The organism is Bacteroidota bacterium (genome assembly GCA_016718825.1).
Classification (GTDB): Bacteria; Bacteroidota; Bacteroidia; order J057; family JADKCL01; genus JADKCL01.
In genome coordinates this window covers 147,893-168,235 of the sequence record JADKCL010000007.1, presented here as the reverse complement: position 1 = coordinate 168,235, position 20,343 = coordinate 147,893, and the positions used below count along the sequence as shown (strand labels likewise).

Annotated in this window: 16 protein-coding genes; 5 read left to right on the top strand and 11 right to left on the bottom strand. The window is 50.6% G+C overall.

The window, feature by feature from the left end; all coding sequences use genetic code 11:
- Positions 1 to 21 precede the first annotated feature (21 nt).
- From IPN95_10405 to IPN95_10375, 7 genes are all read right to left on the bottom strand, one after another.
- Positions 22 to 1,551 carry a T9SS type A sorting domain-containing protein gene (locus IPN95_10405; GenBank protein MBK9449793.1) on the bottom strand — a complete coding sequence of 510 codons (1,530 nt, stop codon included), beginning with the start codon at positions 1,549 to 1,551 and terminating at the stop codon, positions 22 to 24.
- A 56-nt stretch (positions 1,552 to 1,607) separates the two neighbouring features.
- Entirely contained in the window at positions 1,608 to 2,417 is an 810-nt protein-coding gene (pyrF, locus tag IPN95_10400; protein ID MBK9449792.1) for an orotidine-5'-phosphate decarboxylase, read from the bottom strand.
- A 69-nt stretch (positions 2,418 to 2,486) separates the two neighbouring features.
- On the bottom strand, positions 2,487 to 3,134 hold the full coding sequence (locus IPN95_10395; protein ID MBK9449791.1) for an outer membrane lipoprotein carrier protein LolA: 648 nt from the start codon (positions 3,132 to 3,134) through the stop codon (positions 2,487 to 2,489).
- Positions 3,135 to 3,238: 104 nt separating this feature from the next.
- Positions 3,239 to 4,819: a DNA translocase FtsK gene (locus tag IPN95_10390; GenBank protein MBK9449790.1), complete on the bottom strand. Its 1,581-nt coding sequence runs from the start codon at positions 4,817 to 4,819 to the stop codon at positions 3,239 to 3,241.
- A 290-nt stretch (positions 4,820 to 5,109) separates the two neighbouring features.
- Positions 5,110 to 5,976, bottom strand: a complete 867-nt coding sequence (locus IPN95_10385) for a DNA translocase FtsK 4TM domain-containing protein (protein MBK9449789.1) — start codon at positions 5,974 to 5,976, stop codon at positions 5,110 to 5,112.
- 357 nt (positions 5,977 to 6,333) lie between these two features.
- Positions 6,334 to 7,362 carry a quinone-dependent dihydroorotate dehydrogenase gene (locus IPN95_10380; protein MBK9449788.1) on the bottom strand — a complete coding sequence of 343 codons (1,029 nt, stop codon included), beginning with the start codon at positions 7,360 to 7,362 and terminating at the stop codon, positions 6,334 to 6,336.
- A gap of 152 nt (positions 7,363 to 7,514) precedes the next feature.
- The gene (locus tag IPN95_10375; GenBank protein ID MBK9449787.1) at positions 7,515 to 8,066 is read right to left on the bottom strand and encodes a cupin domain-containing protein; all 552 of its coding nucleotides are present in this window, start codon (positions 8,064 to 8,066) and stop codon (positions 7,515 to 7,517) included.
- A gap of 57 nt (positions 8,067 to 8,123) precedes the next feature.
- Between IPN95_10375 and IPN95_10370 the strand changes: the two genes are divergently transcribed.
- Positions 8,124 to 8,735 (top strand): TetR family transcriptional regulator, encoded by a 612-nt coding sequence (locus IPN95_10370; protein MBK9449786.1) that lies wholly within the window; start codon positions 8,124 to 8,126, stop codon positions 8,733 to 8,735.
- Positions 8,736 to 8,773: 38 nt separating this feature from the next.
- On the opposite strand, the gene IPN95_10365 is transcribed toward IPN95_10370, so the two are convergent.
- Positions 8,774 to 9,079 carry a hypothetical protein gene (locus IPN95_10365; GenBank protein ID MBK9449785.1) on the bottom strand — a complete coding sequence of 102 codons (306 nt, stop codon included), beginning with the start codon at positions 9,077 to 9,079 and terminating at the stop codon, positions 8,774 to 8,776.
- A gap of 278 nt (positions 9,080 to 9,357) precedes the next feature.
- Between IPN95_10365 and IPN95_10360 the strand changes: the two genes are divergently transcribed.
- From IPN95_10360 to IPN95_10350, 3 genes are all read left to right on the top strand, one after another.
- Entirely contained in the window at positions 9,358 to 12,195 is a 2,838-nt protein-coding gene (locus IPN95_10360; protein ID MBK9449784.1) for a hypothetical protein, read from the top strand.
- A gap of 7 nt (positions 12,196 to 12,202) precedes the next feature.
- The gene (locus IPN95_10355) at positions 12,203 to 14,494 is read left to right on the top strand and encodes a PD40 domain-containing protein (protein MBK9449783.1); all 2,292 of its coding nucleotides are present in this window, start codon (positions 12,203 to 12,205) and stop codon (positions 14,492 to 14,494) included.
- Positions 14,495 to 14,601: 107 nt separating this feature from the next.
- Positions 14,602 to 15,750: an HD domain-containing protein gene (locus IPN95_10350; protein MBK9449782.1), complete on the top strand. Its 1,149-nt coding sequence runs from the start codon at positions 14,602 to 14,604 to the stop codon at positions 15,748 to 15,750.
- Between the two features lie 19 nt (positions 15,751 to 15,769).
- On the opposite strand, the gene IPN95_10345 is transcribed toward IPN95_10350, so the two are convergent.
- Positions 15,770 to 16,228 carry a hypothetical protein gene (locus IPN95_10345; protein MBK9449781.1) on the bottom strand — a complete coding sequence of 153 codons (459 nt, stop codon included), beginning with the start codon at positions 16,226 to 16,228 and terminating at the stop codon, positions 15,770 to 15,772.
- A 9-nt stretch (positions 16,229 to 16,237) separates the two neighbouring features.
- The gene (locus IPN95_10340; GenBank protein MBK9449780.1) at positions 16,238 to 16,870 is read right to left on the bottom strand and encodes a hypothetical protein; all 633 of its coding nucleotides are present in this window, start codon (positions 16,868 to 16,870) and stop codon (positions 16,238 to 16,240) included.
- Positions 16,871 to 17,145: 275 nt separating this feature from the next.
- Between IPN95_10340 and IPN95_10335 the strand changes: the two genes are divergently transcribed.
- Positions 17,146 to 17,772 carry a hypothetical protein gene (locus tag IPN95_10335; GenBank protein MBK9449779.1) on the top strand — a complete coding sequence of 209 codons (627 nt, stop codon included), beginning with the start codon at positions 17,146 to 17,148 and terminating at the stop codon, positions 17,770 to 17,772.
- Positions 17,773 to 17,824: 52 nt separating this feature from the next.
- Here IPN95_10335 and IPN95_10330 read toward each other — a convergent pair whose 3' ends face one another.
- On the bottom strand, positions 17,825 to 20,020 hold the full coding sequence (locus IPN95_10330; GenBank protein MBK9449778.1) for a S46 family peptidase: 2,196 nt from the start codon (positions 20,018 to 20,020) through the stop codon (positions 17,825 to 17,827).
- Positions 20,021 to 20,343: the final 323 nt, after the last annotated feature.

Sequence of the window (20,343 nt, the reverse complement as noted above, 5' to 3'; positions counted from 1 at the left end):
TTTCAGGAAATAGCATTCGGATTAGCGCTGCACCACCAGCTTTTTGGTGCCCAAATGCACGCCATCCGAAGTGAGCTGCAGGAAATAGACGCCAGCTTCAACTCCCGCCAAATCCAACGCTGCCCGATGCTTGTGTGACAATTCCATCCGATACAACAACTGTCCACGAATGTCCATCAAACTCAAAGTGCACGCAGCCGAAGGAAGCGCATCGAGCGTGACCCGGTCCTTTGCAGGATTTGGGTAGAGTGTCCAGCTTCCTTCGAATGCGTTTCCAAGTCCTGCCGGAATCCCCACCTCGGCCCGCCGGTACACCACCTGATTCGTCGCTTCATCCTGCCAAACCAGATGCACGGCGCCATTTTTCCAAAGAAGGTCGGGGAAGCTTTGTTGTCCCGTTGCCAACTCGGTCACATTCACGACAGGATGGGTCCACAAATCAGCCACGCCTGTAAACGAATACCGCAGCAGGATCTCCGGATTTCCTCCGCTGCTTTCCATCCAAGCGACCACAACTGTATCACCGTAGCCAGACATCGAAACATAGTTCTGAATCGTGTTGCTCGGCACATTGCCGTTCAGCATTCTGTTGTAGGCCATTTGGCCCGTTCCAAGATGTGCTGCGCCCAACCAAACACGGGCAAGCCCGTTGCTGCCTTGGCTCATAAAAGCCGTGTAAATCGTGTCGCCAACGAGGACGGAAGACGAACCCGAACTTGGACAAGCCGCCAAGGTCCAATCTGTCGTATCCAAGTCGATCGCCGTGGGAAAACTCGCGCCACCATCCGTCGAGATGGTGGCCCAAAAGTCCCGCAGGTTGTTGTCGTTGTTCCGAAAAACCTCGATCACCTTGCCTTCATGCGCATAGGTATGGCCGGTGCAGCAGTCGCAGACATCGGTACCGGGCGCCGCACCACTCACAGGAACCTCCGGCAACCAAGTTTGCCCGGCATCGTTGCTTTTGCGCACGACCCAACGCGGAGAGGCATAATTGACCGTTTGCCGGATGTAGGTAACGATGGGGTGACCGCCGGGCAAAATCTCTACATTCGCGAATGTCGGCATGTCGGTACTGAGGCTATCGACCCATTGTGGGGCATTCCATGTTCGTCCGCCGTCGAAGCTGCTGCGCAGCAACACTTGAGCGCTTGAACTCGGAGTGCTGACGTAAACAATATACGCGGTGTCACCGCGGGCGACGATATTCGGCCCTTCGACGTTGTAGGCGTTGATTCCACCCGTCGGATTGATCTTGAAGGGTGCATCGAATGCCGTTCCATTCCAGCGGGCGACGTAGCCATGCCTCCCTCCGACTGAGCGGCACCACAGCACCAAAGGCAGTTCGCCCTCCACAACTGCGATTTGGGGGCGGATATTGTCGTAGGTGGCACCATTGGCGACGACCACCTTCGGTGCCCAGACTAGACCCAGATTGGACTGCCCGAAAATCCAAAGGGGAAACAGGAAAACTGCCGACAATAAAAATTTCCGCATCTCACATTGCGCTTTGATCCCTCGAATATAGCGATTCCCAAGGAGGATCTTAGCCATTTTCCAGCAGAGTTTCAAGGAAGCAACAAAACGAAATGCGATGCGATCGTTGGGGCTCAACTCAAAAATGCTGCCGTCGCCAACTGCATTTTTGCAGCTTCTTGGGCAGCTTTTTGGGCAAAATCACGTTCACTGCTGGCAAAAATGATGCTCCGGCTCGCATTGATGAGCAATCCGCCGAGGTCATTCTTCCCATTTAGACAGACTGCGTCCAAATCGCCTCCTTGGGCTCCAACGCCGGGAACCAAGAAGAAATTGTCAGGTGCCAAGGCCCTGATTTCGGCCAGATATTCCGGCCTTGTGGCGCCCGTGACGAAGCCGAGATGCCCCGGCAGACCATCCGCCCAATGCAATGCCGTTTTCACTACCCGTTTGTAAAGCGGTTCTCCGCCAACCGTTTGCAGTTGAAAATCATCCGCGCCGGGGTTGGAGGTCAATGCCAGCAAAAACACCCATTTCCCGGGAAATTGAAGGAAGGGTTTGACGCTGTCGCTGCCCATGTAGGGCGCCACGGTTACCGCATCGAAGTCCATTTCCTCGAAAAATGCCCGCGCATACAATTCGCTGGTATTGCCGATATCGCCGCGTTTGGCGTCGGCGATGGTGAGGCAATCTTTGGGGATGATCTCCAGCGTCTTGCGCAGGCTTTCCCAACCGCGAGGCCCTTGGGCTTCATAAAACGCGATGTTGGGTTTGTAGGCCACAGCAAATTCGGCAGTCGCCTCAATGATCTGCCGGTTGAATTCGAAAACGGGGTCGGCAGCACCTTGCAAGTGCGGCGGAAGCTTACGGGGATCGGTATCGAGACCCACACAAAGCATGGACCGCTTTGCCTGGATCGCCTCAAACAACTTTGCTGGCGTCATGCCGCAAAATAAACAAAGACTTCGATGCGGGGCACCAAAGTCTTTGTTTTCAGTGGAAAATGAGAATGCTTATTTCTCGCTCTGATTGGTCAGGATCCAGTCCTGGTCAACATATTTTTTCTCATCGAGGGTAAAAACACCATCCAAAACGCCAGTATTCACGCGGATGTTGGTCATCTCATACGTGTATTGCGAGCCGTTGCGGGCATACATGATCGCCTTTTGAATGAGTTTGGATTCGATATTGATCCACAAAAGCGTCTTCCAGATATCGCCGTCGTCGTTCTTGGCGAAGAGGGTAACCTTGTTGGCCCCGGCTTCCTCGCCGTTGAATGCGCTTTTTACATCCTTTTCGTACATTTTGTAGAGGCGATCCGGACTCAAGTCTTCTTTTGGATCAAAATCGCTTTTCAAGATTTCGGTATCCGATTTCATCAGCACCCAAGTGTATTTGCCGTTGCAATACATTTCCTCATCGGGAAAAATGATCATGTATTTGCTCTTTTTGAGCGTCACTTTGCCCTTTTTGACCACCGGCTTTTTGAGATCGGGGCTTGTAAGGGTATATGTGAATTCGGCAGTGACGTCGGCAAGGCTGTTGAACTTGTCTTGCGAGGCCTTGATGATCTTGTCAGATTTAGGGTCGCTCTGCGCGAATGTCGAGGAACTCAGGGCAAACAAGGTCAGAATGCCAAGGAAGAGATTGAATTTTTTCATTTGAGCTTTAAGCTGATACAACGGGACAAATTTCCTACAAAGGCGCCAATTCCCCAAACCACATTGCGTAACAGTTGTGTCACGCTGCTGGAAAGAAGTGCTTTTCAGTGCAGGTTATTCAAAATCTGTTCCAAACTGTATTCGTCCTGCACTAAAACTTCGCGGGCCTTGCTTCCCTGGAAGGAACCGACGATTCCCGCCTTTTCCAATTGGTCAATGATACGGCCTGCGCGGTTGTATCCGAGCTTTAATCGCCTCTGAATCAAGGATGTTGATCCCTGCTGGTGCTTCACCACCAACCTTGCTGCATCGGAGAAAAAGTCATCCCTTTCGCCCAGATCGTCCTCATCGATGTCATCATCACCGCCTTCCATTGGCACTTCCGGCAGGTAATAGGGCGTTGGATAGCCTCTTTGCTCGGAGATAAAATTGACCAAATTTTCTACTTCGGGCGTATCGATGAATGCATTCTGGATTCGCACAATCTCGCTGCCTGTACTTAAAAGAAGATCACCACGTCCAACCAACTGGTCGGCACCGCCTGTATCGAGGATGGTGCGTGAGTCAACCTTCGAAGTCACGCGGAAGGAAATACGGGCCGGGAAGTTGGCTTTGATGATACCGGTGATGACGTTGACCGACGGACGCTGCGTGGCCAAAATCAAGTGAATGCCGATCGCACGGGCCAACTGCGCCAAACGCGCAATCGGTGTTTCGATTTCTTTGCCGGCGGTCATCATCAAGTCGGCAAACTCGTCGATGATGAGCACGATATAAGGCAGGAAGCGGTGTCCCTTTTTCGGATTGAGCTTGCGGCTGGTAAATTTGGCGTTGTATTCCAAGAGGTTGCGCACGCCAGCCTTTTTCAGCAGATCGTACCGCGAATCCATCTCCACGCAAAGGCTGTTCAGCACACCGATCACTTGCTTGGTATCCGTGATGATCGGTTCGTCACTCGCTTCCAAGACCGCCAAGAAATGGCTTTCCAGATTCGAATAGAGGCTCAACTCCACCTTTTTAGGGTCGATCAGCACAAATTTGACCTGCGAAGGGTGCTTCCGGTAGAGAATCGACGAAATGATACCGTTGATACCCACGGACTTACCTTGCCCCGTTGCACCTGCGATGAGCAAGTGCGGCATTTTTGCAAGGTCGGCGATGTACACCTCGTTGCTGATCGTACGGCCAAGCACCAAGGGCAATTCGGCTTTGGTATCGCGGAATTTTTCCGTGCTCATGACCGAACGCATCGACACGATTTCCGGCTTCGAATTCGGGATTTCGATACCGATCGTGCCTTTTCCAGGAATCGGCGCGATGATACGGATGCCCAAGGCCGAGAGGCTCAGGGCGATGTCATCCTCCAGATTTTTGATTTTGGAAATCCGCACGCCCGGCGCAGGCACGATTTCATACAAGGTGACCGTCGGGCCGATCGTCGCCTTGATGCTCGTAATGTCAATCTTATAGTTCTGAAGTGTCTGGACGATCTTGTTTTTGTTCTCCTCCAATTCGCCGCGGTTCACTTCCCGGCTTTGATTGCCGTCGCGCTGCTCCAACAAATCAATCGTCGGATATTGGTAGGTGCTCAATTCGAGCGTGGGGTCGTAGGCCGTCCAATCGCCGACTTCCTCGTCGGGATCAAGTGTTTCGAGACTACCGTCGGGGACGATTTTCTCAAACATGTCCTCCTCGACCTGATGAATATTGTCGCCATTGAGCGGCACGACCGGCGGGCGGTCAATGCCAGCGGCTTCGCGTGCACGGGTATCCTCAATCGCAAAATCGAGCCCATTGTTGACGGGCAGCACGGAGTCGCGGTAGGTATTCAGCTCGGGAATTTCGTCGGGTGCAGGCAGGCTGACTTCGAATACGGGCTCGACTTTTCCTTTGTTTTTGGGTGTTTCGGTCACGGCTGTGATTACCAATGGAAGATCTGTGCCATTCACAAATGGCGTTTCCTCCGGCTTTTCATTCACCACAGTTTCATCGGGCTTCTTCTCAACGACCGGCCGCACGGAGATTTGGAATTCGTCGCCTTCTTCCTCCTCCTCCTCTTCTCCAAAAGCGGATCTTTTGCCTGAACATTGTCCTTCGACGCATCCTCAGGCTCCTCGGACTCACCTTCTGCGCCTACTTCAGCATCGACTTCACCTGGTTTCTTCGGCAAAAGCTTACTAAAAGGCAGGTCGACATTAAAATTGACGACCAAAAACACCAAAAAGGAAACGACAACGACCAATCCGGTTCCGATTCGGCCAATTGGATACATCAGCAGCTCATTCATGTACCATCCGAAGCCGCCGCCGAGCAAACTTGGCTTGTTCCAGATCAAATAGGAGCAAAAAGCCAAGAAAATCGAACCCCAAATGACGGAAAAGAAGACGTATTTGAGGATTTTGAACAGAAATGGAGAATATTTTTTCTCCAGAATGGCAAACCCCCACAAACCGGTGTACAACGGAATCACAACCGCCAAGGCGCCAAAGCCTTTGCGTACAAACAATTCGCTGAGCCAAGCACCGACACCACCCAGCCAATTTGCGGGCAAGCCTTCGCCTGCTTGATCTTTGTAACCTGTAAAAAAGTGCGAAATGAAGGAAAAGAGCATCACCGCACTCGTGAGAATGACCACAAGTCCGAGCACTTTGCGCCCGCGTTCGGAGCGCATGAACGAGAAAAACTGCGACACTTTATTGCCTTTGGCGACAGGCGCGGCCGCCACAGCAGGTTCAGCAGCAGGCCTGCTACGTTTTTCACGGCGTAGGCCCTGCTCGACGCTTTTGTCCTGTTCCTCGGCCTTTGTGGCCCTGTCTTTGACGATATTTTCTTTTCCGGCCATTCGAAGGCGCTCGCACACAGAATGGTACGAACGGTTTTTGGATTTTCAATACAAGGCGGCAAGTTACGGAGTTCCCGAGGGGCGTAATTCACACCCATTTCAGGCACGACCAGAAAGTTGTACGGAAGATATAAGGATGCGTTCGGGAGGGACGATCATCTGGGGTTTTGAATTCCAAGGGAACGTCTTCAAGCCATCGTGTTCCTTCTCAGTTGACCTCCTCCACCAAATGTCCGGCAACATTTCGGGATGCGGTATCAAAACCGATTCGGAGGAGGATTTTCACGAGATTTTGGAAGGAAGGCCGAGGGGTTTGAGCAACCTTCTCTTTATCCCCTGATTTCCAGATTCTTCGCTTTATTTGAGCACAGCCCTACAAATCCGTTTGGGCAAATAGGCGCCGCCGTAGACAAATCCCGTGTAGATCTGTACAAGGTCTGCGCCTGCTTGGAGGCGTTCGGCAGCGTCTTGGGCGGTCATGATGCCTCCGACGGAGATCAGCGGCAGCTTCGGAGCACGTGCGCGCAGGTAGCGCAGCACCTCCATGGAGCGCGCCCGCAGGGGCGCGCCGCTCAAGCCGCCGGCGCCAATCGCCTCTACTTCAGCCCCCCCTGTTTGCAAGCCCTCCCGGCTGATCGTCGTATTGGTCGCGACCAAACCCGCCAATTTTGTCGTCTGCACAATGTCCAGAATGTCATCGAGTTGCGTATCGGTGAGGTCGGGAGCGATTTTCAGAAGAATCGGTTTTTGTTTCGGCTTTGCGGAGTTCAGGGCTTGCAGACTTTGCAGCAACGCCGTCAACGGTGCCTTTTCCTGCAATTCACGCAGACCCGGTGTGTTGGGACTGCTGACATTCACGACAAAAAAGTCTACCACGGGGTAAAGCGCTTCGAAACACTTTTCATAGTCACTCGCAGCGTCGGCATTGGGCGTGTCTTTGTTTTTGCCAATGTTTCCGGCGACGATCAAGCGCCCGCGTTGCGCATTGCGGAGGCGCTCGGTCAAGACGGCCAAGCCATCGTTGTTGAAGCCCATCCGGTTGATGATCGCCTGATCCTTGGGCAAACGAAACAGCCTGGGCTTGGGATTGCCGTCTTGCGGCTTGGGTGTCACCGTCCCGACCTCGACAAATCCGAAGCCCAAATCACCCCATTCGCGGATAAGGAGGCCATTTTTGTCAAATCCGGCAGCGAGCCCCACGGGGTTGCGGAATTTAAGACCAAACAATTCGCGTTCGAGACGGGCATCTCGGATGTGATGGGCGCGGTGTGTGAGAAAACGCAGACCGGGAATGGCAAACCATACACGCAACAATTTGAATGTGAGGTGGTGGGCCTTCTCGGCATCGAGACTAAACAGCAGCGAACGGATGAATAATTTCCACATACGGCTGCGAAATTAAGCAGTGCGGATCAGCCTTCTTGACAAATGTTGACTTCTCAGTTGGTTCTGGGGAAAAATTTTCATCGGGCTCCCCCCACAAAAAAAAAGCAGTCCTCTTTTATCCAAATGGAGGAACGCGACAAAATCGGCTGCGCTCAAACCAAAGGCTCGGGTGCATCCTTGAACTTTTTGTACTTGCCTAGAAGCTTTCCGATGAAGACTGTGATCGGAAAAATAACCCTTTTCACAAACGCAGGAATTTCCGGGACATCGTATTCCGATTTGTAGCGCGTCGCGAGGTAAGCCCCGTCAAAGGCCTCGGGCTGTGCTTTTCCAGAAGCATTCTGTGCCGCATAAATCGCTGATAAATAAAAAACTATGTTGTCAACGGGTTGGATCCATCCCTCCATCTCAAGGTCAATTCCATCCGCAGCCCAAAATTTATGAGGAGTTCCGCGCGGGAACAGGATCGTTTCCCCGACTTCGCAAACCTTGGGGGCTTCGCCAAGAATTTGATAACCCATTTTTCCCTTTCGTACGGTCAAGCTTTCATCCTGCCGAAAATGAACATGCATTGCCGGGCCAGCTCCCGGCTTACAAGACGCATGAACCAATATGCGTTTTTCATCTCCCGCTGAAACAATGCTTTGAAATGTCAACTCTTCGCCGACGCAATTTTGGATGGTGTGTGGAAGTTTTTGATTCATAAAACATGTATTTTTGAACAAATATAGCCACTTTTGGACATTGTCCAAATTTTTGATATGAAAACGGAAGACATTATTTTGAAACGTGCCCTTGAGATGTTCAACGAAAAGGGGATTGAATATGTCGGCTTACGCGAGTTAGCTACAGACCTGAAAATGCGTGTGAGCAACATCAATTACTATTTTCCGACCAAAGACGATTTGGTCGATCGACTCTCGCGCAATCTCTCATTGCTAAATTCCCAGACGATATTCCCGAAGGATCACCTTGACATCACTTCCTTCTTTGAAATGCTGGGACAGGTTTTCCGCAATCAAATTCAATACCGTTGCCTCCTCCTCAGCTTCGTGCATCTTATGACTCAAAATCCGAGGATTGCAGAACGGTACAAGGAGACATCCACCAACCGAAACAGTGCTTTAACGGGCAATCTGCAATCTCTGATTCACAATGGAGACCTGTCGATCGAATCCGAAGTCGAAATTGCATATCTAGTTTCCGCCTTGGCACTGATTATCCGCTTTTGGATATCGGAAGCGACGATCAGCCTTTCTCAATTGAGCCTTGACCAGCAAATCAAGCATTACCTTCACATTATCGCCCGGCTACTTCTCCCCTATTGCAGTGAGCAGGGTAAGGTTTCATTGGAAGCCTTTCTAGCGCTTTGACTCTTGGTTTTCAGTGAAATGAGGCGACTTTGGCGGGTCTACTTCGCCTTTTTCTCCTTTTCGCAGTCTTTGCAGAAGCTGTGGTCGACATATTCCTTTTTGCGACCGTCGTAGAAGTAGTAGCAACCACCCTTGGGACCCACGTGCAGCTGATGTCCGTTGTAATGGCAGGGTTCGTCAGGAATTTCTGGCTTTGGAGCGGGCTTCGGGTCGGAATTGACAGCTTTCCCGGAATTTTCCTCCATCGGCTTGCCACCGCCTTCATCCATCTGCGGGGTACAGGAAGTCGATCCAAGTAATGTCGCCAAGACTGTAAAAAAGAGCAGGATTCGCAGCTTTTCCATATCGTTCAAATTTCAATTCCAAATTTCCATTCCGCGTTCCATTTTCCTCCTGTCGATTGGTTGTCAAAAGAATGATCCTTGTCACTCCCATTTGGAGACAAAAGCGACCCCAGAGCCACATTTTAAAGGGCTTCATTTACAAAATTGCGGTACTGTCCACTTTCACCTACGTTTTTGGGCGTGCATGTCCATTGCCCATTCCCCATTGTTTATTCTCTCCGTACCTTTAACGTTTGAATGAATTGCCGCGAATGAGGATTTGCAGGAACCGTTGCCTAATGGCAGTGATTGGCTTGATATGCCTGATGGGGAGCTATGTCCCGAGTTTTTCGAAGGAAGTCGCGGTCGAGGAGCTGAGCATTTCCCTCTACAATAAGCCTGTGACGGGATTTCGGTTCACTTTGGAGCGTAGCGAGCGGTTTGTCGCCAACCAGGTGATTGCGCATGTCGCAGCTGTCGAACCTACGCCGCCCTTTCAATACGAGCGCTCTATTATTTATGAGAACATCCGCTATGCACCGATTGCAGATGAGCGCGATTTATCCCTCTATTTCCTTCTCAAAAGCATTCAAGGGCAATTTACCGAGCTCACTGTGGTCGTCATGTACGATTACCGCAGGTCCATCAACTCGCGCGAATTCCCCGAATTGGCTACAAAACTCAAAATTGACATTGCGAAATTGATCAAGGAGACTTCCGGTGACGTCGCACGCTTTGGTGATTTGCTGATGGATGATGGAACAATTGCCAAACTGGAAAAGCCTGAAAAAGTACCGGTGGCAAAAGATTCTGGCATTCAACCCTCGGTTGCCGAACATTTCAAATCAGAAGAAGTTGAAAATGAATCCGTTTTACTGAGAAAGGACCCCTTCAAAAACGACAACAAACAGCCAAACGAAGACAAAAAAACTTCAGAGGCCAAAACGCAGGTGCAAGACACGACGCTCCAGCGTCTCAACGCACGCATCCAAGCCTTGGAAGCACGCGAAAGTCAATTGATCGCTGAAGCAGAAACCCAGAGAATCGAGCAGGCTTCCTTGCAACGCAAGCATGACATTCTTGCCTCCAAGGTCAAGGAGACCAAGCGCTTGCAAGATTCGGTAACGATGCTCAACGAGCGTGTCGAGGCCCTGATCGGTCAAAGTTACGTGGCAGACGACGTGAGCATCAGCAATGAAACCGCTAGCGAAATGGCCAATCTTGAAAAGGAAGCCAAGCGTCTCAATCGATTGAATGCCAAGCTCGAATCGGAAAATGATTCGCTGTTGGGCGTGGCCATCCGGTACAGTGAACAGTTGACACGCCTGTCTGCAGGAGGGAAATCGACCGCCGAACAAATGGCCAAGTTGAGCAGTGAAAATGAAGGACTGCGCATCGAATTGCAGGAATACAAAACCAAACTTGCCATGGGACTGGGCGAAGGGCAAGGCTTGGCGGGTACTGCTGCAGCAGACAGTCTGCTTGACCTCCTTTCGCAAGCGCAAGTCAAAAATATCGCCTTGCGTGAGGAAGCGGAGGTTCGCGAGCGTAACCTTGGCCGCCTGAAAGAAGACAACGATTACCTCAACGGCAAAAAAATGCAGCTGGAGGAGCGCATCACTTCGTTGGAAGCCGAAAATCGCAACCTGCGCGAAGGAAATGCCGCGGTCGTTGCCACATTGCCCAATGAAAACCTCATTGACAGCCTCAATGGGGAGATTCGGACTGCAAGAAGGGCAGCTGGAACAGCAAAATCAGAGCTGACGCAGACTCAAACTGAAATGGCGGCACTCCAAAAGTCAAAAGACGAACAGGAACGGCGTTTGGTCGCAGCCGAATCCGAACAAAAAAAGCTTCTTGCCAAAATTGCCGCATTGGAAAGTGGAAATGCCGTGGCGGAAACCAATCCGGAACCTGCGGCCGAGAACGCGACCAACAAAGCCATGGCCGACAGCATCCTGATTTTGAAGCAACAACTTCAACGCGCCCAAGCGACTGCAAAAGAAGCAACTGCCTCCAAGGAGGCCCTCACCAAGGCTCAAACAGACTTGCAAAACAAGGATCGTGACCTTCGCAAGGCCCAAACGGATCTTGCATCACGCAATTTGGAGCTCTCCGAGGCGGTCAAGGCCAAATCCGCACTTCAAAAATCTCTCAGTGATGCAGAAGCACGGCTCGCAGAAAATAGCTCATCACGCTCTGCGACGCAGCAAGAGGTGGATCGCCTGAAACAGGAAAACAAGAATCTGGGAAACAACCTTGCAGCCAAGGAACAGCTTCTGACCAAGGCCAATGCAGACAATAAGATGCTGAGCGACAGCGCTATTGCCATGCGTGTGCAACGCAGCGCGCTGCGCAAAGAACTCAACACCAACGAGCGGGCATTGCGCACGCAGACAAGTGCACGCGACAGCCTTCAAAAACTGCTCAACACCGTCGGCCAACGAGAGTCAGAGCTGCGGCGCGGGATTGCAACCTTGCAAAGCAAAGTCGACAGCCTCGCAAAGGTACGCGTACCCGAGGGTGAGCAGGTGCGCTTCCTGCGCGAGCAACGCGCAAAGCTCGACCAACAAGAAAAAGACCTCGCAGCACGCGACGTCGCCACGGCCGACAAGGAAAAGTTGCTTTCGCAGCGAGAATCCGTCTTGCAACGCAAAGAGGCCGACTACGCCAACAAAGAATCCCGGTTCAAGGATCTCGAGGAGCGTGAGCGCCGGGTGCAATTGCTTGAGCAGCAACTCAATTCAAGGGAAGGAGTTTCCTTGGTCGACAACAATACGCCGATTTTGATTCGAGATGGCCGCGTGCTTGAATATGGAAATCAAGTTCCGGTGTTCATCATTGAATCACCACTTGCAACCAACATGATTGAACGCCAAGCGGTTGGATATTTCCTCAGTCGTGCCGAACTTTATGATGACCGGTTTCCAGACCTGCAATACCGCGCCGCGAAACTTGCAGACCTTGATGCAGGCCCTATTGAAGTGAAAATCAGGATTGATGCACGTGGAGCGGGTTCCATTCTTCAAATTTCATTTAGATTGGAAGACGGAGAATATATCGGCGGAGATAAATATCCGGAACGTACTGCGACTGCGAAGCAACTCATTAGCAAAATGTTACGTTATAAGATCTAATTACAGCATGAGGGCCTTCACCTCCATCCTACGGCAAATCCTGATCAGTTTGCCGCTGTTGCTTGCCACTGTTTACGGGCAAGCCGGGAAGGAATTGAGCCTGAAACTGGAGAAATCCGTCTATCTCCAAGAAAAAACCAGCGAATTTGAAAGCAGTTCGTTGCCGTTTCTGGTCTTCCCGCACATCAACGAATATCCCTTTTACGACGGCAAGGAATACATCAAACGCATAGAAAAGGCTGAATTAGAGCAGGATTTGATTGCGTTGGATACGCTTTTGAGCAATTTCATTGGCCATTGGGGCATCAAAAATTTTAATACCCACGTCGATTACCTCTGGAAGGCGGGCCAAGTCAAGGAATTGCTGGGCGACACGATCGCCTCGGCGCTTTACTACGAAGTTGGTCTGAAAAATCAGCGGCCCTGGAAACCACAGGTCAAGATTCACTTTGATTCGCTCAAGGCCCAGAAGAATGTCGAATGGGTTGATCTTCAATTCTATTACAAGATTTTGGAGGCTCGGCGCAAAATCGATCCGCTGATTCCGCCCAAAGGCGTGATGCTCAACATGGGCCCGAAAATCAATTCGGAGCGACCGGATTATGCACCGTTTATGCACCCGAGCGACTCGGTTTTGATCTTCACAAGCCGGCGCGACGAGGAGATTGTGATCGACGACATCGGCGAACGCAAAAACGAGGATCTCTACTTTGTCGAAAAGGGCTTTATCGATGGCACTTGGAGCTATGCCGAACGATTTTCGGGGATCATCAACAGCAAATACAACGAAGGGTCGGCGACTTTGAGTCCTGACGGGCGCACGTTGTACTTTACCCGTTGTGACGAACCCAATGGCTACGGATCCTGCGACATCTACATTGCAGACTTCTCAGGCGGCGAATGGATCAACATTCGAAACATCGGCCCCAATGTCAATTCGGCAGAATGGGACAGCCACCCCAACATCACGCCCGACGGCAAAGCGCTGTATTTCACGAGTAACCGCAAGGGGGGATTTGGAAAAAGCGATTTGTACGTAACGCGGAGACTGGAAGACGGCACCTGGACAAAGGCCGAAAATCTCGGTCCTACCATCAACACCATTGAAGATGAAGTAACGCCGTTTTTCCATCAGGTCAACCAATCCTTCTATTTTAGTTCGACGGGGCACCTCAAAAACTTGGGAGGCTACGACATTTACAAAGCGCGTTGGCTCGATGACCATTGGGAAAGCCCTAAAAATGTCGGTCCGCTCGTCAATTCGCCCTCCAACGAATACTATTTTTCCATCGACGGCAAGGGGACAAGGCTCTTTTACGCGAGTGCCAAAAAGGATCAAAACAAGGCAGAATACCAGCAAAACTTTGATTTGTATTCCTTTGCGATGCCCATGGAGGCACGCCCGGATGCGATTGTGACCTTGCGTGGTTACCTCATTGACTCCGTGACCGGAAATCCGATCACAGGCATTGTCCTCGTGATCGACCGCGATCAAGGCATCGAAGTGGCGCCCAAGCACATCAATAAATTCGGCTACTTTGAGTTTGACCTGATCAACAGCCACAAGTACGACATCTATATTCAAGGCGAGAACTTCCTTACCATCAAGGAGGACATCACGCTCAATGGCGATACGACGTTCACGGAAATCACCAAAAGCTTTGATGTCGGCAAGCCGATGGTCTTTGAAAATCTGGAATTCGACGACGACAGCTACGAATTGAATGACCGCATCGAACCGAAATTGAACTACCTGATCGGCTTTTTGAAGAAATATCCGATGTTCAGGTTGGAGGTCAAGGGACATACAGACAGTGACGGCGAAGCCAAATACAACTTGGAATTGTCGCGCAAACGGGCGGCCATGATCCGGAAATACATTGTCGGGGCTGGCGGATTCAGCGAGGATATGATCTTGGCGCAAGGATTTGGTGAAACGAGACCCTTGGTGGCCAATGACAACGAGGATCATAAGAACATGAACCGCCGCGTCGAATTTGAACTTTGGCTCGATCCCAATTACCAAGGTCCGTCTGTGCTTCCGACAAGCGAGGAATTTGATTTTGACGACCTCACAGAAGACGACTTCGACCCCGAATTCATGAAGGAAACCGATTGGGACTGGAATCAGGACGAGGCACTCGACGACTACGAATGGGAAACTGACCCTGAGGAAGATGCCGATTTACTCAAGGAATTTGACGATTTCGGTATGGATCCCGCCGCAAAACCGCCGATTGACGAAGAGGACATTGAGGAAGAAGAAGAGGACTTGGACGCTGAAGACGGCGGCCTCTAACCAAAGAGACGGTATCGGTCTGGCGCGAAAGCATTCGAATTTTCAGCGTGTGTTAAGCAAATCTTAAGTCATTATTGCCTTCAACTTCCGTAATTTTGCAAGGTAAGATGAAGCACGATCAACCACTTCCTTTGCCTGCGTCGCTCTTGGAGCAGATGGATGCAACGCCGCAAAATCCGCGGTATCACCGCGAAGGCAGTGTTTTGGCGCATACACAATTCGTTGTGCAACAATGCCTTGACATGCAGCATCAATTCGACCTCGACGACGATGAACGGCTTGTCCTTTATTGGGCGGCCGTTTTGCACGACATCGGCAAGACAGTGGCGACAGTTTGGCAAGACAACCGATGGCGCTCGCCCGGGCATGAGCGGGCAGGCGTGCCTTTTGCCTTGGAAATACTGTTGCAGCATCCTGAGATTTCGCCCTCCAATCGTAGGCGAATCCTCGATTTGGTACGTTGGCATGGCTTTCCACTGAAATTTTCACAATGGCAACAGTCCTTGGATGAACTGAAACTGCTGGGAACCCGCACCGACATCCGACTTTTGGCAATTTTTGGGTTGTTTGACTTTTATGGCCGGCAATGTGATGACAGTGTAGAAGTTTTGGCGAAAATGCACTACTTCCACGAACACTCCGTTCCAAAAGCCGAATTCGAGTTGGGCAAATTCAAAACCCTTCACGGATCCTTTGAATCCTGGAACTTGCGCCACAAAAACGCCGTCTGGAATGCCATCAAAATGAAGGATGTGCGGTTGCTGGAAAAACTTTTACAGGCCCGCCAAACCGATACGCAACAGACCCGCGGCCAAAAGGCGACCCTTGTGATCGGCCCTCCCCTTTCGGGCAAATCCACCTGGATCGCCAAGGAATATCCCGACAATTTCACCATTCACCTTGGAGAACACGGGATCGACAACTCGCTCGTGAACAACTCCTACCTGCAGGGCCGTAAAATGGTGGAGATCAAGCACCTGCTTCGCGTTTACTTGAACCGCCATCAGCACCTGATCATTGAATCCCGCCCCATTGAAGAAGGCATTCGCAGGCAGCTCACGGATATTTTGCGCGACATGCCCGTGGAGGTCAATTACGATATCGTGGAAACGGGCTTGGAAGTGTTGAAAACCAGAAACCAAGACAGCGGCGTTGAAATGGCAATTTCAACCCTGGAAAACGAATACCATCAAGTGGATTTGATCCATCCCTGGGAGGCGCACAACATGCGCTACATCCACGGAGAAGCCCTTTAGATCAAAAAAGTAGTGAGAATCAGGCTTGCTGCGGCAAAAATCGACCCAACCAAGTTTGGTCAAGTGTAGTTTCCCATCGACCAAGGTCATTGGAATTGCCCAACGTTGAATCAAACACCACCGAATGGGCACCAAGTCTTCCTGAAAGAATTGCCGGCTTTGCTTCTTTGAAGTCAATATGGGCGATGCTACCGTCTATCTCGCGGAAAAACACACGTTCCGGGCCCAGAATTTCGATTCCTGCGGCCGTTAGAATCTCATGGACGCCTTTGTTCATGGAGTCGATGGAGCAACCTGAGGCATGGCCGGGTTCGGCTTGCACGACCACGAAGCGTTCGTGGCGGAGGGAGACTTCACCAGGCACAGGCGCGCCGTGCGCCTTCCAAACGGCGACAAAAGCCTCCAATTGAGGCAAAATCGATGCCTTTTGGGATTCCGTTGGGGCGGATGCAAGTTGAAAAATCCAGACGTGACGCATGGTAGCGGATTAATTGACGACTTGAAATGCCTTTTCGGCAACCGATTTGTCGAGCAAAGCTTGGGTTACCACGAGCAAATAGCGGTCCTTTTTGAGGTCGCTGATGTCCAGTTGATAAATGTACTCGCCAGCCCGGTTGAAGGGCATCACCTTGGTAACTACTTGTTCGCCGATTCTGTTATAAACGCGTACGATCAATTCTTGGTCTTGGTCGACACGGTATTCGATGAGCAACTTCTTTTCATGGTCGATCACGACCTCGTCGAGCGTGACATTGATGCTGTAATCTGCGAGCGAAAACTCTGAGAGCGTCTCCATCTTACCAGCGTGGTCGGCTTTGCGAATGCGGTAATGGTGCAAATGATCGTCGCGGACATCCACAAAGTTGTATTCGGCGTGACTTTCTGCGTTTCCTTTGCTTTTGATCCTTCCCCGAATGCGCCAGTCCTTGCCGTCTTCGGACGCTTCAATCAGAAAATCGCAGGCACTACGTTCAAACTCGGTGCTCCAGCTGATGAAAATCTCGTGGTAAAAAATCTTGCCTTCGGCATGAATCACCTTGACATCTGCCACAGGGCCACCGCCAGCACGCATTTGCATGCCCAGCAACATCACCCAAAACAGAAGTCCAAGTCTTTTCATTCTTCTTGCAACCAAGATTCTAAAGGTGAAATAAGCGAATTGTGGATAAACATGCAAGCGGATTGCAAATTTTTACAGAAATGGGGATATCTGACGGACGGAATGTGGATAACCTGAAATTCGCAAAGATTTAACCTTAGCCCTCCAACCAATATTGGATACCCTTTCAAGCAAATCCACCAACGAAATCCGCAGAAAAATCTAATTTTATCTGGCATATTCTCTGTGTAATCTTCACCCGGAAGCCGGCCACGCTGTTTCAACTCAATACCCCAATGAAAAAACGAATTCTTCATACCCTTCTCTTTTTACTCATCGGAATGCTCGTCAAGGCACAAAAGCTAGACGGATTTAGCCTCATTTGGGAAGCGCGTGAGGCCGTGGATAATGGAGACTTTGCCAAGGCAAAAAAGTGTTTGAAGCAGACATCCAAAGCAGATTTTGGATTTTGCGGAAATGCACATCAATCCGCTTACATGCAAATTCGCCTTCTGCATTTCGAAATCAACATGCGAGAAGGACAAGTCGGTGCCGCCCGGGAAAACCTTGAAGCAATTGTCGATCAGTACGAGGCCAACAAGCTGCATACTGATTCACTGGGGCTCCTTTTGGAAATGAATGTCATTGGCAGAAAACGTATTTTGAATTCCATCGATGAAGGCATCAAGCGAATGCAGTACGTAGAAAGACATCGGGCAGTCTACGCAGCTATACCCCTCGATATGGGGGATACACTTTTTTTGCCCGCTCCTTTCGAACCTGAATACCCCTATGATCAAATGTTCATCGGGATGGAGCCGACGGAATTGCGGCTTGCCTATCGTCAATATTTCGAGGAAAGAGGGTTGCTCAGAATGCTGAATTCACCTAATCCCTGGGAAGGCAGCAAAAAGGAGGAATGAAAAAAGCGGCTGAACCGAAGCCCAGCCGCTTTCTCAAAACCATTCGACAGGATTACTGAACGATGGTCAATTCCTTGATCAGGTTGGTGGCTCCTGCATACTTCTCGATCACGAAAAGCACGTAGCGGATGTCCACGCTGATGGTACGCTGCACACCTGGATCGAAAACGAGGTCACCCGTCATCGATTCCCAGTTGCCGTCAAATGCGATACCGATCAATTCGCCATTGCCATTGATCACCGGTGAACCGGAGTTACCGCCTGTGATGTCGTTGTCGGTAAGGAAGCACAGTGGCAAATCGCCATTTTGGCCATAACGTCCGAAGTCTTTCTTCACAAAAAGATCGTGGAGTTTGGCTGGAACGTCAAATTCTTCGTCGCCTTTGACTTCCTTCTCCAAAATGCCCTTTGCAAAGGTCTGCGCTTTGTAGCTCACACCGTCGCGTGGATCATAAGGAATCATCTTGCCGTAGCTCACACGCATGGTGAAGTTGGCATCGGGATAGAATTTCTTGTTGGGCATCATTTCGTGCATGCCGGCCTCGTAGGTCTTCATGCTAGCCGCGTTGACTGCCTCAAACATTCCTTGACCTGCTGCAAGTTGTGAACGATAGAGCGTGATCACGCTGGTCACGAATTCAACCCCCGGATCGGCATCAAGTGCCTTCTTGCTGGGCTTATCCAAGAATGCCTTGGCACGCGCGGCATCCACCAACATGCTGGATTTGAAAACATTGGCTGCATAGGCCTGATAGCGGCTCATTTCGCCTTTTGCCTTTGACTTGCTGAACAACTTGCCCTTGAAGGCATCCAAATGATACATTTCGGGAAGATCGGTATGCATCAGCTCGCTCATGCGTGCAAAGATGTTTTGATCGGTATGGAGATTGTATTCCTTGAAGTGCGCGTCGAGTCCGTCTTTGAGGCTTTGGATTTGGCCAGCCCAAGCAGAGGCATCATCGGGGCTTTTGGCCATGGCCATGCCAAGTCTCCAGTATCCAATGCCATAAGTAACCAAGCCAGGCGCAAAACCTGCCATGTTCATGTAACTCGCAAGGTTCAATACCCCAGCACTTTGCTCGTAGTTTTTCTTGAAGTCTTCGAGCACTTTTCCATATTTTCCCTTGCGGGTAGGATCAGCATTTGCCCATTTGGTGAACTCGGCTTCCATCGCTTGGCGCTCCTCGATCAAACCACGGCGATCCAAGCCACGGTTTTGGCCCAGGAAGTACTTATAGGTATTAGCAAGGGATGCATAGTTGCTCGCCAGCATGATGCGTACTTTGGGATCTGCATCCATATCGGCCTTCATGATGCGCAAACGCTCGCCCAAGATCTTCACGATCAAAGGATTGCTGTTTTTGTACTGAAAGTCAATCGCGTAAGAGCTGAGGTAGCGGTCGGTGCTGCCAGGATAGCCCATGGTCATTGCAAATTCACCTTCCTTCAAGCCTTTGATCGAAACCGGCAAAAAGTGCTTGGGTTTGTAAGGCACGTTGTCGGCCGAATAATCGGCAGGATTGTTGTCTTTGTCGGCATAGACACGCATGATGGAGAAGTCGCCGGTTTGGCGAGGCCACATCCAGTTGTCGGTGTCGCCACCGAATTTGCCGATGCTTGAAGGCGGTGCACCCACGAGGCGGATGTCGCGGAAGACTTCATAGACAAACAGAAGGTGCTCGTTGCCATTGAACATCGGCTTGACCTCGGCGCGGTATTTACCGTCCTCGGAAGCTTCCATTTCAATTTTCTCGATTTCTTCTCCTATCTTGACTTCAGCCTCTTCTGCACTTGCGCCCGCAGCAACCGTGGCAAGACGTGCGGTCACATCTTCGATGCGCTGCAGAAAGGAAACGGTCAAGCCTTCGTTGGGGAGCTCTTCAGATTTTGACATGGCCCAAAAGCCATCGGTCAAGTAGTCGTGCTCGACCGAACTGTGGGTTGCAATCGCATCGTAACCGCAGTGGTGGTTGGTGAAGAGCAGGCCTTCAGGCGATACCACTTCAGCGGTACAAAATCCACCCAGTTGCACGACGGCATCTTTGAGCGAAGATTTGTTGACACTATAGATATCCTCGGCAGAGAGCTTGAAGCCCATTTGCTGCATCTCGGAGAAATTGAGTGTCTTGATCAGGTGAGGAAGCCACATGCCTTCATTGGGCGGAACGGGCATCGAGGTTGGATTACCTGCCATCAGGCGCAAGCCAAAAAGCAAGCCCACCAACATCAGAAAAGGTTTTTTAAACATATTGAAATCAGTTTTGGCAAAAAATTTCATTGAAAACAGGGCGAAAATTAAGGAAAATTGCGCGAAAACTATACCTGCAACGCATTTTGAATGTCCCCAAAACGGCATTCGGCAGTAAAAAGGCAACTTATTTACCCATTTGACCTCAACTTTTCTGGCCTTGAATGTAATCGAATTCAAGGTTTGGCAATGTTTTCGGGGCTTGTCGACGATTTAGATGGCCCCCAATCCATTGGGATATTCAATTTATGGCCGACAAACCATGTAATCGAAGGGCATTTTTCGGTTATGGAAAAGCTGAATGTCGGTGCACCTTTGGTTCA